The 14,168-nt window shown below is 39.4% G+C and carries 12 protein-coding genes; 5 read left to right on the forward strand and 7 right to left on the reverse strand.

Annotated elements, in window-relative coordinates:
• Positions 1-23 precede the first annotated feature (23 nt).
• Together AC27FM_RS05820 and AC27FM_RS05825 are read left to right on the forward strand one after the other, a co-directional pair.
• Complete coding sequence (locus AC27FM_RS05820) at positions 24-1,409, forward strand: DHA2 family efflux MFS transporter permease subunit (protein ID WP_487086664.1); 1,386 nt, start codon at positions 24-26, stop codon at positions 1,407-1,409.
• A gap of 166 nt (positions 1,410-1,575) precedes the next feature.
• On the forward strand, positions 1,576-1,899 hold the full coding sequence (locus tag AC27FM_RS05825) for a helix-turn-helix domain-containing protein (protein ID WP_487086666.1): 324 nt from the start codon (positions 1,576-1,578) through the stop codon (positions 1,897-1,899).
• A gap of 40 nt (positions 1,900-1,939) precedes the next feature.
• Here the strand turns inward: AC27FM_RS05825 and AC27FM_RS05830 are convergent, their stop codons facing one another.
• The 3 genes from AC27FM_RS05830 to AC27FM_RS05840 all read right to left on the reverse strand — a co-directional run bounded on the left by AC27FM_RS05830 (position 1,940) and on the right by AC27FM_RS05840 (position 5,972).
• On the reverse strand, positions 1,940-3,145 hold the full coding sequence (locus AC27FM_RS05830; protein ID WP_487086668.1) for an SLAP domain-containing protein: 1,206 nt from the start codon (positions 3,143-3,145) through the stop codon (positions 1,940-1,942).
• A 150-nt stretch (positions 3,146-3,295) separates the two neighbouring features.
• Complete coding sequence (locus tag AC27FM_RS05835; RefSeq protein ID WP_487086669.1) at positions 3,296-4,231, reverse strand: NADP-dependent oxidoreductase; 936 nt, start codon at positions 4,229-4,231, stop codon at positions 3,296-3,298.
• A gap of 85 nt (positions 4,232-4,316) precedes the next feature.
• Complete coding sequence (locus AC27FM_RS05840) at positions 4,317-5,972, reverse strand: hypothetical protein (RefSeq protein ID WP_487086671.1); 1,656 nt, start codon at positions 5,970-5,972, stop codon at positions 4,317-4,319.
• 197 nt (positions 5,973-6,169) lie between these two features.
• Between AC27FM_RS05840 and AC27FM_RS05845 the strand changes: the two genes are divergently transcribed.
• The 3 genes from AC27FM_RS05845 to AC27FM_RS05855 all read left to right on the forward strand — a co-directional run bounded on the left by AC27FM_RS05845 (position 6,170) and on the right by AC27FM_RS05855 (position 10,219).
• Positions 6,170-7,591 carry an amino acid permease gene (locus AC27FM_RS05845; RefSeq protein ID WP_487086673.1) on the forward strand — a complete coding sequence of 474 codons (1,422 nt, stop codon included), beginning with the start codon at positions 6,170-6,172 and terminating at the stop codon, positions 7,589-7,591.
• 194 nt (positions 7,592-7,785) lie between these two features.
• The gene (locus AC27FM_RS05850) at positions 7,786-9,213 is read left to right on the forward strand and encodes an amino acid permease (RefSeq protein ID WP_487086675.1); all 1,428 of its coding nucleotides are present in this window, start codon (positions 7,786-7,788) and stop codon (positions 9,211-9,213) included.
• Between the two features lie 67 nt (positions 9,214-9,280).
• A complete protein-coding gene (locus AC27FM_RS05855; RefSeq protein ID WP_487086676.1) occupies positions 9,281-10,219 on the forward strand; it encodes an AEC family transporter in 939 nt (312 codons plus the stop codon).
• 54 nt (positions 10,220-10,273) lie between these two features.
• On the opposite strand, the gene lrgB is transcribed toward AC27FM_RS05855, so the two are convergent.
• The 4 genes from lrgB to AC27FM_RS05875 all read right to left on the reverse strand — a co-directional run bounded on the left by lrgB (position 10,274) and on the right by AC27FM_RS05875 (position 14,046).
• Positions 10,274-10,996, reverse strand: coding sequence for an antiholin-like protein LrgB (gene lrgB / locus AC27FM_RS05860; protein ID WP_487086678.1), 723 nt, complete (start codon positions 10,994-10,996; stop codon positions 10,274-10,276).
• On the reverse strand, positions 10,993-11,454 hold the full coding sequence (locus tag AC27FM_RS05865; protein ID WP_487086679.1) for a CidA/LrgA family protein: 462 nt from the start codon (positions 11,452-11,454) through the stop codon (positions 10,993-10,995). Before AC27FM_RS05865 ends, lrgB begins: the two co-directional genes overlap by 4 nt.
• Before the next feature lie 134 nt (positions 11,455-11,588).
• Positions 11,589-12,299 carry a LytR/AlgR family response regulator transcription factor gene (locus AC27FM_RS05870; RefSeq protein WP_487086680.1) on the reverse strand — a complete coding sequence of 237 codons (711 nt, stop codon included), beginning with the start codon at positions 12,297-12,299 and terminating at the stop codon, positions 11,589-11,591.
• Complete coding sequence (locus tag AC27FM_RS05875) at positions 12,280-14,046, reverse strand: LytS/YhcK type 5TM receptor domain-containing protein (RefSeq protein ID WP_487086682.1); 1,767 nt, start codon at positions 14,044-14,046, stop codon at positions 12,280-12,282. Before AC27FM_RS05875 ends, AC27FM_RS05870 begins: the two co-directional genes overlap by 20 nt.
• Positions 14,047-14,168 lie beyond the last annotated feature (122 nt).

Genomic DNA, 14,168 nt, shown 5'->3' on the forward strand with positions numbered 1-14,168 from the left:
CAATTACTCAAGAGGACGATTTTATGGAACGAACATTAAATTCAAAATTAATCATTTCAATCTTAGCGACGGGATTATTATCTTTTTGTGGCGTCGTGATCGAGACTGCTACTAACGTGACCTTCCCGACGCTGATGAGAGAATTCAGTGTCAGTACTTCAACTGTACAATGGATGACGACCGGATATTTGTTGGTAGCATCCATCATGATGCCATTGTCAGCTTTCTTAAAGAAGAGTTTCACCTCTAAAAAACTCTTTAGTCTAGCATCACTGCTATTCATTTTGGGTTTGACATTAGACGTCACGGCACCTAACTTTATCCAGCTAGTCAGCGGCCGTGTCGTTCAAGGTATCGGTGCCGGAATCGCACTACCACTAATGTTCAATATCATTTTGGAACAAGCACCGATTGATAAAATCGGCTTTTTAATGGGATTAGGTACACTAGTGACCGCCATTGCCCCAGCCATCGGCCCAACTTTTGGCGGTTTGATCGTCGACCTCTTTGGCTGGAGAGAAATATTCTTATTCTTGATACCGGTCGTAATTCTAGCTTTGGTACTCGGACTATTGTCGATTCAGCAAATAACTACTCCCCAACGCACGAGACTGGACGTACTGGGCCTAGTTTACATCGCCCTAGCCTTTGTTGGTATAATTATCAGTTTCAGTAACTTGTCCTCGATCACTGAAAAAACTAGTCTATTTTTACTTCCCTTCATAATAGGTATCATTGCGTTAGTTCTTTTCTTAAAACACTCTGCCACTTCGCCCAATCCACTATTGAACCTCCAAGTCTTCCAAAACAAACTTTTCTCGCTTCACTTAGGAGCTTACTTCTTAATTCAATTGGAAGCATTAGGAATATCATTCATCCTGCCTAATTATATTCAACTAGTCAATCATCAAACGGCTTTGACAGCTGGTCTGATCGTCTTGCCTGGAGCAGCGATTGGAGCTGTACTTGCTCCTTTGAGTGGCACTATTTATGACAAGTTAGGTGCCAGAAGACCGATCATGTTTGGGATCATCCTCCAAATAATTTCGATGATCCTGTTTTTCACTTTTGGTAAATCACTTACCATTTGGGGAATTTTGACTATCTACCTAATACTAATGATCGGCATGGGCTCGGTCATGGGCAATACGATGACTAACGCTTTACAACAGTTGGATGACAGCCGAAACGCTGACGGAAATGGCATGTTCAATACCGTTCAGCAATTCGCTGGAGCAGTCGGTACATCAATTGTCTCCACAGTTATTGCTTTTTCACAAAATACACATTCTAGTCTCAGTTATGCGGACAAAACGGCAGCGGGTGCACAAAATTCATTTTTGCTGTTATTGATTTTTTTGATCATCGCTTGCTTGGAATTAAATATAGCTACTAAAAATTATAATTAGTTAGCGTTAACATGATGCATAGTTGACGGATTATTCAAATAATACGTGCAAAGAATATTTTGAAGCAATAAATACTTCAAATATAAATGAAAGCTGTATTATTTTCTGTTCAAATCGTTCTAATTCTCAACTATGGTTGCATAAGGATACTGTGAGGTGGAAACGAATGATAAGCGAAATCGGTAAAATAATACGTGACAAGAGAAGGTCATTGGGCTTAACCATTGAACAATTAGCGGAAAAGGCCGATGTTAGCGAGAGTTTGATCTCTCAACTAGAACGTGGTGTTAACAGTAATATTTCGTTGAATAAGTTGGACAGGATTGCTACCGCAGTTAATTTAAGACTGCCCGCATTATTCGACGAACCCGAACAAAGTGGCATTCAATACTTAGAATTATTAGATTATCTAGCTAAATTTCCACGAGACGATCGCGAGGAATTGTCTAAGAAACTACTTGCTCTGTTAAAATTAATGGATAAGTTATAAAAAAAATGTGCAAATCTTTTAAGATTTGCACATTTTTTAATTATTCAACATCACTGGCTGGAACCCATTCATCAGTAGCGACTTTGTACATCTTGACGCCGTTGATCGTTGCCATCTTACTTGCTTGCCAAGCTGAATGTGGTAACAATGCACGGTTCTTGATCTTTTCGCCATTACCTTTGTACAAGTACGTTGGATCATCGGATGTCGTTGTAACGACTGACTTATCTGTCTTCACAGCATCAGTTGGAGTAGTTACTGTACCTGAACCATTGTCGGTTGAGCCATTGTCAGTACCTGAGTTGTCTTCAACACCAGATAGTGTAACATCAGCAGCTTTAACGAATTCATTAGTTGCCACACGATAATATGTAACACCGTTGAGAACTAATTTTCTGTCAATTTGCCAAGCAGTATTTGCACCCAATCCACGAGCCTTGATCAATTTACCTTCTTGAGTATAGATCAAAGCTCCCAAATTACCAGTTGTACCAACAGCCTTATACTTAGTGATGGCTGCAGCATCGGCCTTAGTTGCGGCGATGATCTGTGTATTTCCGTCTGTTTGTAGAGTCAAGTTCTTATCAGCAATCGTATAACCTGATGGAATTTGGCCATCAGTCAATGCAACTGCATCTCCGACTTTTTCACCTGAGACGGTTGTTGTACCAACTTGTTGATTGTCAGATGTCTTGAAGATAACGGTGTTAGCAACTGGACGTCTAACTTCAATGCTCAACGACTCAGTTCCCTTTTTCAAATTAACATTAGCATCAGATGCATTCACTAATACATAACCTGTTGGCACTTTGTTTACTTTCTTAGTTGTGCTGTATGGTCCTGTAATTGTTTCTGTGCCTACAACATTAGATTTGTCACCGAGATAGTAACTAACAGTCAAAGTAACCACATTAGCCATATCGCTGGCTTTTGTGACAGTAACATCAAAAGCGTTACCGTCAGCTTTGAAGACTGGAACCGTTCCATTGAAATAATAGTTAGTTAAAGCACTATCATCTGGAATCGTTATAGCTGTACCGACCTCTCCAGATACCTTTACCGTAGCTAATGTTTTTCCATCTGGGTCTTTGAATGTAACAGTATTAGATACTTTATCAGTTTTTGAATCTGATGTAGTGGCAGTAGTTGTCGTTGTATCAGCGGCTTGAACAATGGCTGGTGTAGCGACTGATCCTAAGATCATGCCTGAAAATAATAAACCACTTACGATTAATGATTTCTTCATCAAAATTTTCCTCCCGAAAATTATTTAGAGCTACCTTAAATATAGACTTATACGAACATATGTTGCAATATATCATCTAAAGTTTATACAAATTTTAAAAAATAATCCAGCAAATTTACACCTTTGCTGGATTATTTTTGATTTTTAGGATTAATTCATTGTTATAACGATTTTACCTTTGGCATGATGTGATTCACTCACCTCTTGTGCAGACTTAACGCCATCCTCACTAAATGGGTGCGTGCTATCGATGATAACCTTGACGACACCAGCACTAACTAGGTCGACTAATTCTGTCAGTTGTTTACCGTTAGGACGAAGCCAGATGCCATTAGCAGTAATATCCTTGGCCTGTGCTAATTTGTCGTCAATATCACCAGCAATCGTGACTAAACTGCCGCCTTGTTTCAAGACTTCATAACTCTTAGTAAGAGTATCTCCACCGATCGTATCGAAGACACCGTCAATATCATGCAAAACAGCTGAAAAATCCGTCTCATGATAATCGATCACCTCATCTGCACCTAATGCTTCAAGGAATTCCTTGTTCTTAGAACTAGCCGTAGTAATGACGTGTGCACCGATGTGCTTCAATAGCTGAATCGCAATAATACCAACACCACCAGCTCCACCTTGGATCAGGATAGTTTGACCAGCTTTAACTTTAAGATTTTCATAGATTCCTTGCCAGGCCGTTAATCCAGCTAATGGTAGAGCGGCAGCTTCCTCATATGACACGTTTTCGGGCAGTACGGCCAATTTATCTTCCTTAACAGCAGTGTATTCTGCATAGGTACCTCGATTGGTCAGATCAGGACGGGCTAAGACTTTGTCACCACTCTTAAAGCCTTCTACCTTTGATCCGATTCGCGTTATAACGCCAGCAACATCCCATCCCAAAACGATCGGGAATTTTAATGGTATCGCTTCTGCCAAATAACCTTCACGTAATTTCCAATCAATGGGATTGACTGACGTAGCCTTAACTTCAACTAAGACTTCGTCATCAGCAATCTCTGGGATCGCGATATTCTCCATTGTTAATTTATCTCTATTTCCGTATTCATTAATGACTACTGCTTTCATAACAGTTCCCTCTCAACACAAAATTATTTATATATGTCTTCAATACTTTAAATTAATCACGAACCATTTACAAACATTTTGAACTTTAAAACCCACGTCTAAACTTCCGCAAAACAGCCCAAACTAAGTATCCCAAGCTAATCACAAAGACGAGCCAACCTGCCTTAGCCACCGTCGTCATCTGATAAGTTACTTCTACCTTACCAGACTTGAAATCAGCAGGTAAGTGAGCCGCAACTAATCCATTTTTACTGCCAGCGGGACTAGTCTTAGTCTTACCATCATAACTCAGCTTTACTTGATAACCTTTGTAATAAAGCCGCGGCAACATGATCGTTCGCGCTTGATTATTGTCATCGATCTTGATCACCGCTTTGTAGTGATTATTCTTGACGATATTGATTTTCTCATCCTTCTCGAGGAAATTCTCATTGACCTTGAAGTTGTTAGCACTATTGTACGAGAAAAACTCTCGTGGCTCATACTCACCCATGCTGACGCTCAAAGCTGGTATAGGAGCTTTTCTGTTAGCAACAAAATCCAAGTTAGTTTGGATCGGAAACTTAACCGTTATAACGGCTATCACTGTGCAAAAAATGATCGCCAGTGGGAACTTGCCTTTGCCAGACTTATTTATCAGTTCACCCAACGCATTGGCGACGACGAACGTCAATAATGGTAAGATGACAACATTGACTCGCGTCACCACTTGTAACAAGATGATGGGCTTGAATAACTTCACTACCAAGTGTAAAAATACTGGCGACAACATCAAGAATCCATAGACGAGAATTATAATAAATGCCTGCGGTATTAGATTGGATGAGAAGTGAAACCCGCGTCCCTTGTATAGATAATAACCGAATGAAAATAGCAATAATAAAACTAAAAAGGTCCCGTTGACGGAAACAAATTGACGTGTATCAAAGGTCTGATTCAGCCAGTCCGCATTGACGAATAATAAATATCTACCATTATTATCCGCTGAAGTAGAAACATATTTTTGCACTGAATATTGTTGGACGAATGAGAATAAGAAGACGCTGACTAGTCCTAAAAATAGCACGACACCTTTCGCGAAAGCCACGAAGATTTTTTTATCTTTCAAAATTGGAAGAAAGTTCATGATAAAGATAAAAATAGCCGTCCCAGCGACGATCAGAAATGACAATACGTGGGTCGCTAATAATAAACTGAACGATATTGCTAACATGTACCAATACTTATACTCACCTTGTACGATCTTGAATAAGCTCAGTAATGCCCACGGAACCAAGGCAAAAGCAATCAACTCCCCGGCAGCAGCACGGAAGTACATCACCCCAATGAAATAGTATGAGCTCAAATAAATTGGGGCAGACAAGATCGTGGCCCAAGAATTGTTAAAAAGTCTCTGCACTACATAATTGATCGAAAAAATATTCAAAACTACGAATGTAATAATATAAACCAGATAGGAATGATATAAGCTCAAACCTAATAAGTTTAATATGGCGAAGGGGTAAAGGAAGAAATTACCATAAAAGAAGCCTACCCCATAGCCAAATTTATTCAAATACTCAAAACCGATCGGATTGGGAAAATGCCCTGCGGCAATATTGCTAGCGAGTGTTTGAATCCGACCCATGTGAAATCCTGGATCGTATCCGCCGATCACTGCCCCTAAAAAGATCGGATATATTGCCAGCACTAAAATAAAAATATCTGCAATAATCAAATATCGTTTTTCTTTAATGTTCAATGTATTTCTCCCCACTATAATATGTCTTTCCCTATTATTCATCTACTTAAATAATAGGCAATTTATGCGCAATAGCCAACTAATAAATAAGTTTTAAAAAAAATATGACATTTTCACAAACAAAGAGTATTATATGGTGCATACAATTAATACATATGTTCATGATTAATGAACAGTTTCAAAGGCGGGATTATTTTATGGCTAAAAAACAGCTAAGTCGTAGTTTATCATCACGACAAATGCAGATGATTGCTCTGGGTGGAACAATCGGTGTTGGATTATTCATGGGTTCAGCATCCACAATCAAGTGGACCGGGCCATCAGTGCTGTTAGCCTATGCACTAGCAGGTTTGATACTATACATGGTTATGAGAGCACTAGGGGAAATGCTGTACGTCGATCCATCAACAGGTTCGTTCGCTAAATTCGCGACTGAGTATATCCATCCCGTGGTCGGTTATCTGACGGCTTGGAGCAATGTTTTTCAATACTTAGTCGTTGGTATCAGTGAAGTTATCGCCGTCGGGACTTATTTGGAGTTCTGGTGGCCTACGATGCCTAAGTGGATTGCTGGTGTCATTGTAGTCGTCACGCTCTGTATCGCTAATTTAACTTCTGTTAAGGCATACGGTGAGCTAGAATTCTGGTTCGCCTTGATCAAAGTACTTACTATTATATTCATGATCATCCTAGGACTATTAGTCATTATCTTTGGTGTCGGCAATCACGGTCAACCCGTAGGTATCAGTAATCTATGGACTAACGGTGGTTTCTTTACCGGCGGACTGAAGGGCTTTATTTTTGCGCTGTCGATCGTTGTCGCCTCATATCAAGGAATCGAAGTTATCGGAATCACTGCCGGTGAAGCTGAGAATCCTCAAGAAAATATCGTTCGTGCCATCCGCTCCATCGTTGGTAGAATCTTGATCTTCTATATCGGTGCTATTTTCGTCATCGTTGCAATCTATCCTTGGAACAAGCTTGGTACCATCGGCTCACCATTCGTTGAGACATTTGCAAAAGTCGGAATCACTTTTGCGGCTGAAATTATTAATTTTGTTATGCTAACGGCTGCAATGTCGGGCTGTAACTCCGGTATCTTCAGTTCTAGTCGGATGCTCTACACTCTAGGTATCGAAAAATACTTACCAAAGTCATTCACTAAGCTATCTACACACAAAGTGCCATATATTCCTGTCATTGCTATTTCAACAGGAATCTTGATCGGATTGATCTTGAACTATTCATTACCATTCTTCTTCCATACATCAAGTAACATCTTCGTCATCGTGTATAGTTCCAGTGTGTTACCGGGTATGGTTCCTTGGTTCGTTATCTTGATCAGTGAACTTAGATTTAGAAAACTGAATCAAAAACACATGGATGAGCATCCCTTCAAAATGCCATTCTATCCGATTAGTAACTATCTCTCGATTGCAGCATTGTTGGTCATCTTAGTCTTCATGTTCTTGAATCCAGAAACCACCGTCTCACTCTTAGTCGGCGTAGTCTTCTTAGTCGTGATGACGCTGATTTATTTCGTTCGTGAACGCGGTCGTGATCATCAACCACTCGATTCGACCGATGAAGCTCTTGAAGAAGCCGAAGAAGAATTTTAATATTGTAATACTAATATATAAATACAGAAGCTCCTCTAATTTAATAATTAGGGGACTTTTTTTATTTTAATTAAAATTTTTTTAATTTATTTTCATAAAATCATGCACTTTACTGAAAAGGTATAGTATTATAGTATCAATAAATTGTACATTTGTTTATCATTCTTAAACAAATGAAGGGGGACTGTCTATTTATGGACGAAGAAAAACTGAAACGAAGCCTGTCTTCACGTCAAATGCAGATGATTGCACTTGGGGGAACAATCGGAGTTGGATTATTCATGGGTTCCGCCTCCACGATCAAGTGGACCGGGCCTTCAGTTCTACTTGCCTATGCATTAGCCGGACTTATTTTATATATGGTCATGCGGGCATTAGGTGAAATGCTATACGTCGATCCTTCGACTGGATCCTTCGCAAAATTCGGTACGGAATACATCCATCCTGTTGTTGGATATTTGACTGCTTGGAGTAGCGTCTTTCAGTGGTTAGTAGTTGGTATCAGTGAGGTTATAGCCGTCGGGACTTATTTGAGTTTCTGGTGGCCTAATCTACCGCAGTGGATCGTCGGCATCGTCGTCGTAATTACATTAGGTGTCGCCAACCTAACCTCAGTTAAAGCTTATGGCGAATTGGAATTTTGGTTCTCGATCATCAAAGTCGTTACGATCATCTTCATGATTATTTTAGGACTATTAGTGATCTTACTCGGTTTCGGTAACGGTGGACATCCCGTTGGCTTTAGTAATCTTTGGAAAAACGGCGGCTTCTTCACCGGCGGACTCAAGGGATTCATCTTTGCCTTATCCATCGTCGTCGCGTCCTATCAGGGTATCGAGGTCATCGGTATTACTGCTGGTGAGGCTGAGAATCCCAAAGAAACGATCACACATGCTATCCGCTCTATCGTTGGTAGAATTTTGATCTTCTATATTGGTGCGATCTTTGTTATCGTGACGATCTACCCTTGGAACAAGCTCGGTACGATCGGTTCACCTTTTACTGAAACATTCGCTAAGTTCGGAATTACCTTTGCGGCTGAGATCATCAACTTCGTCGTCTTGACTGCTGCACTATCAGGATGTAATTCTGGAATCTTCAGTTCCAGTCGGATGCTCTATACATTAGGTATAGAACACCGTCTACCAAAGGCTTTCACAAAGTTATCGCGTCATAACGTACCTTATCTACCTGTAATCGTTATGTCCGTAGGTATCTTATTAGGTTTGATTTTGAATTTTGCATTACCTGCTATTTTCCACACTTCAAATAATATCTTCGTTATCGTATATAGCTCTAGTGTTTTACCCGGTATGGTGCCTTGGTTCGTTATTTTATTCAGTGAGTTACGCTTTAGAAAGATCAATGCGGAACACATGCCGGAACATCCCTTCAAAATGCCGCTATATCCTATCAGTAACTACCTTTCTATTATTTCTCTACTAGTGATTTTATTCTTCATGTTTCTGAATCCAGAAACTACCGTTTCACTATTAGTAGGTGTAGTATTCCTAGTGATCATGACATTGATCTATTTCATCAGAGAACATCGTGTGGACAAATTAGCTGCACAAAAATCCACTGATGACACTGACGACGACACGGATTCTATTGAAGATTAACTTTTAAAACACGCAAGGAATGGTGTATGATAGGGGTCATATATTTTTTTCTAAAGAGGCAAACTATATGGGAGTATTTTTTCAGAGTGTTCAGGGGATTTTAATAATTATCGTTCTAATCGCAGTCGGATACGTTCTAGCTCGTAATGACTGGTTTTCAGATGACGCTACTAAGCTGATCGCAAAACTAGTCACACAAGTCGCACTGCCTGCATACATGATCTATACGATCACAAGTGACTTTACGGCCAATAAGTTGATCAGATTGCTACCTAATCTAGTCATACCTTGTTTGTCGATGACAATTTTGATCGGTATCTCGGTCTTGATGATCAAGATATTACACATTGATAAGAGCCAACAAGGTTTATTCTCATCAATGTTCTTCAACTCAAATACTGTTTTCGTCGGCCTACCTGTCAATATGGCATTGTTCGGCTCACAAAGCTTGCCCTATGTATTGGTTTACTACATGGCAAATACTACTTTCTTCTGGACTCTGGGAACCTATTTGATCCAGATCGACGGTGAGAAAAAAGGCTCATTTAATTGGAAAACTACACTTTCCAAGTTATTCTCACCTCCACTATTAGGATTTATCATCGGTTTGATCCTAGTCATCTTGCACGTCGAATTGCCATCATTCTTGATGTCAGACTTGCAATATGTCGGTAATCTGACTATCCCGCTCTCAATGTTATTCATCGGTATCTCGATCTATAACGCCGGATTAGCCAATGTTACTCTCCACAAGGAGAATGTCGGGATCTTATTCGGACGCTTCATCTGTGCACCGTTACTGATGAGTGCCCTATTCCTCTTCATACCTGGTCCTGCCTTGATGAAACAAGTCTTCATTATTCAAGCAGCCATGCCAGTTATGACCAACGCACCTGTCGTGGCTAAGTTATACCACGCAGACGCCAATTACGCCGCTATTATGGTAACAGAGACCACCATTTTGAGCCTATTCGTAGTTCCAGTTTTGATGATGATAATCAAGTAATATACAAAAATAGCATTCAACTTTTAGTTGAATGCTATTTTTTGAGCTCTGTTGCTAGACTAGATTTGCAAAAATTGGAGCAATCAAGTCAACGACGATTCCGATAACGATAACTGAAATTGATGCCATGGATCCTGGGATTGCGCCTATTTCTAAGGCTTTTGCTGAACCAATCGTATGTCCAGCAGTTCCAAGTCCAAGACCTAAACCAATGTCAGATTTGTCGAGTTTGAACATTTTGATCAAATAGTCACCTAAAGCGTAAATGATAACGGCGTTGAGGATAACCGCTAAGGCGGTAATTGCTGTGCTTCCACCAATAGCAGTTGAAATTGGTAGGGCGATTGCAGTTGTTGCGGCTTGCGGTAACATTGCCAATGTTGCAGCTTGATCTAATCCCATAAGTTTTGAAACTAAGATGATCAAGACCATAGAAACGGCAGTACCAATGATCAATGACAGTAAGATCTCGACCCAATATTTTTTAACGACATCATTTCGTTTGTAAAGCGGGATAGCAAAGGCGATAGTGGCTGGTCCTAAGAACCAGAAGACAATGTCCCCACCCGGTTTATATAAATTAGTATAAACATTTTCGACAGGCATTTTTAAACCAACAGCGATCAAGACTAAAATCAATATTCCTAAAACGGTTCCTAAAAATAGCGGTTGGAAAATGAAAAATCCATTTGTTTTTTTAAATAAATATTGTCCAATCAAGAATACAAATAATGATAAAAAGATTCCGAAAAATGGAAGTGCTAATGTGGTTGTCATTTTGATGTACCCCCTTGGATCTGTTGTTTAATGAAAATTGGTGCCTTACGAGTTTTTGCCTTTGGTTTAGCCAAATGACTCTTTACTTTGATGAAGAACAAAGTTACGTAAGTAGTGACAACCAGCATGATGATGGTTGAGATGATTATTACAGTAATAATTTGTAGACCTTGCGCTTGCATGATTCCTAAACTACCAGCAAGTGAGATTCCTGATGGAATGAAGAGGAATCCGATAATACTAATTAGAAAGCTACTCAAGCTGTCGACCCATTCCAGTTTGATAATGTGTGTTGTCAACAGTAAGTACAACAGTACTAATCCGATGACCGGAGTTGGTACTGGGAAGTTTTTAGGAAAGAGTGATGAGAGAAAACTTGAGACGAACAATACTCCTGAAAAAATCCCAAGTTGGACTAAAACCGGTGCGCTTTGTTTTGTTTCTTTTTCTTTGGTCATTTCAACATCCTCCAATTACGTGAATTACTTAACAACCAGAGTATACAAAAACGCCAATCAAATTGGCGTTTTTTTGGTTAGAATGACATATATTCGAGATGAAATGACAAAATGAGCGGTTGAAATGCAATCGATTACATCCCAAGTGCAGCTTTCATTTGACTAACATAAGATCGAGCGACTGGAACCTTGTCGTGATTACTCATTGTTAACAAATAAGTATTGTTAAAACTAGGCTCTGCAGACAATATCTCAGAGACATTAACGATATAACTACGATGAACTTGCATAAACTGTCTGGGATCAAGTGACTTGAAAAAATGAGCTAGAGTTTGCCTGCTTGGATAGGTCTGTTCGGCAGTTGTAATGTTTAATTTGCCCGCTTCAGTATAAACATACAAAATGTCAGCTATTTTCAAAACAATCGTTCGATCATCGATCGTAACTGAGATACGATTGGACTCTTGAATTATCGTCGTATTTTCTTTTATTAACGGTTTTGCCTTTTCTAAGGCTTGGTCGATTCTCTTTGGATCAAAAGGCTTCAAGATATAATCAATAGCATTTACTTCAAAGGCATCCAAAGCATACTGATTATATGCAGTCGCAAAAATGATTCGAGGTTGGTTAGTTAATTGTTTGAGCGTTTTTGCTAAATCGAAGCCGCTTTGATTTCCTAATTCGATATCCAAAAATATTAAATCAAAATTGTTTCCTAATAATTTGTCCTTGGCTGAATCAACTGATTCCGCCTGATCGACAAAACTGACTAATGAGTTTTGTTCAAGTAAGTATTTAAGTTCCTCACGTGCAAGTGGTTCGTCATCAACGACTAATATTTTCATTGTTTGCCTCCTCATATGGAATCGTCACGATGATATTGGTTCCATTTTCGTTAGTTTCAATCTTCATTTTTCCGTCAGAATTGTATAATCCTTGCAGACGTTGATTGAGATTTTGTAATGCCGTTCCACTCCCGGATTCAGAAGGAACTACTTCTTTTCCAAGGAGGGCAAGTTTACTTTCATCAATTCCAAAACCATTATCTTTGACTTGTATCTGCAAATTATTATCGGGATGAGTGACATTAATGTTGACGATATTATTTTTTTTACGGTCATGAAAGGCGTGTTTAATGGCATTTTCCAATAAAACCTGGATCGTAAATGGTGGCAAGATCACCGAATCAGGTGTCTCGATGTCAAAATCGATCTGATATTTATCTGGAAAGCGTGCTTGTTCCAAACTTAGGTATGCGTCAACGTGTTCTAACTCCTGGCTCAAATTGATTTTTGTTTCGCGGATGCTAGTCAAATTGGCCCGGAAATAGGTACTTAGCTCGATCAACAAGCTTCGTGCTTTGGTGGCGTCTATCCTGATCATTGCGGAGATAGTATTGATGGCATTGAAGAAAAAATGTGGATTGATTTGCGCTTGAAGCGATTTGATTTTAGCATCTTTCAACAATTTTGACTGATTTTCTGCTTCTCCTAAGGCAATTTGACTGGAGAAAATCGAGCCTAACCCTTCAGCTAATTGGATATCCACTGGTGTCAACATTTTATTATCAGTGAAATACATCTTCAAAGTTCCAAATACTTTTTCGTCAACACTCAAAGGAACGACGATTGCTGCTTCAAGTGGACAATTTGGATTGGAACAGCCTATTTCTGACTTGTTGTGAGCAATATTGACTTTGTTAGTTTTGATGACTTTTTCTGAAAGTTTCGTTACCAAATTTTTTGTCGGGACGTGATGGTCACTACCGGCACCGATATAGGCGAGGATCTCTTTTGTGGAGGTCAAACTGATAGCGGAGTAATTAGTATATTTTTGAATGATCGAGACTACTGCACCGGCAGACGACAAATTTAACCCGTTTCGCAAATACGGTAAGGTGGTATCAGCAAGGTCAAGCACATCGTGAGTCTGAACGGCACGTGTTTCTGTTTCTTGATTCAAAAACATTTTGATGATCGTCAGGAAAATAAATGTTCCAATTGTATTCGCAACGATAACTGGTACAAAAATAAACTTGACCAATTCCAAACGAGTCGGACTAAAGAAAAGAATAAATACCATTTGAACCAATTCCATCGTGAATCCGACGATCAAGCCTTGTCTAGGGGTCATCAACATGATTCGATTGTCATTAGCTTGTTGCTTTTGTTTGAACAAGATCCCCGATAATAAACCAACGATGATCGAACTGGGGATATAAAACCAACCGGCGATCCCACCTTGAAGCACCCGATGGATCCCAGTTATCAAACCGACGATCATTCCCACATACGGTCCACCAACGATACCAGAAACGGTGACTGACAACAGTCTTGTGTTGGCAATTGAATATTCGGGTGGCAGGCTGAAAATAATTCCCGAAGTAATAATGTTATTATTCTGGTCAATTTCGATTCCAGTCAAATTTGAAAAAATGGCGAATATCGAAAATATCAAGACGAGCCTGACTTTATCAGAGGGGGATTGATTTTTATATAAAAGCTGACGGAGTGGAGGAATACTAACTAATAAATAGGCCAAAATGATTACTAGTCCAACGCGCTCTAACATTAGGAATGATAAATTAAACATGGTTCTCTCCTTGAGGTAGATTATTATAAGCATACCATGAAATATTCTTCGCAATAAAAAAACCGCTTTATTCAGCGGTTTTAATGAGTCTAAATTGTCTCACCAATACGATTTGACTTAGA

Source organism: Companilactobacillus sp. y65-5 (assembly GCF_057541095.1).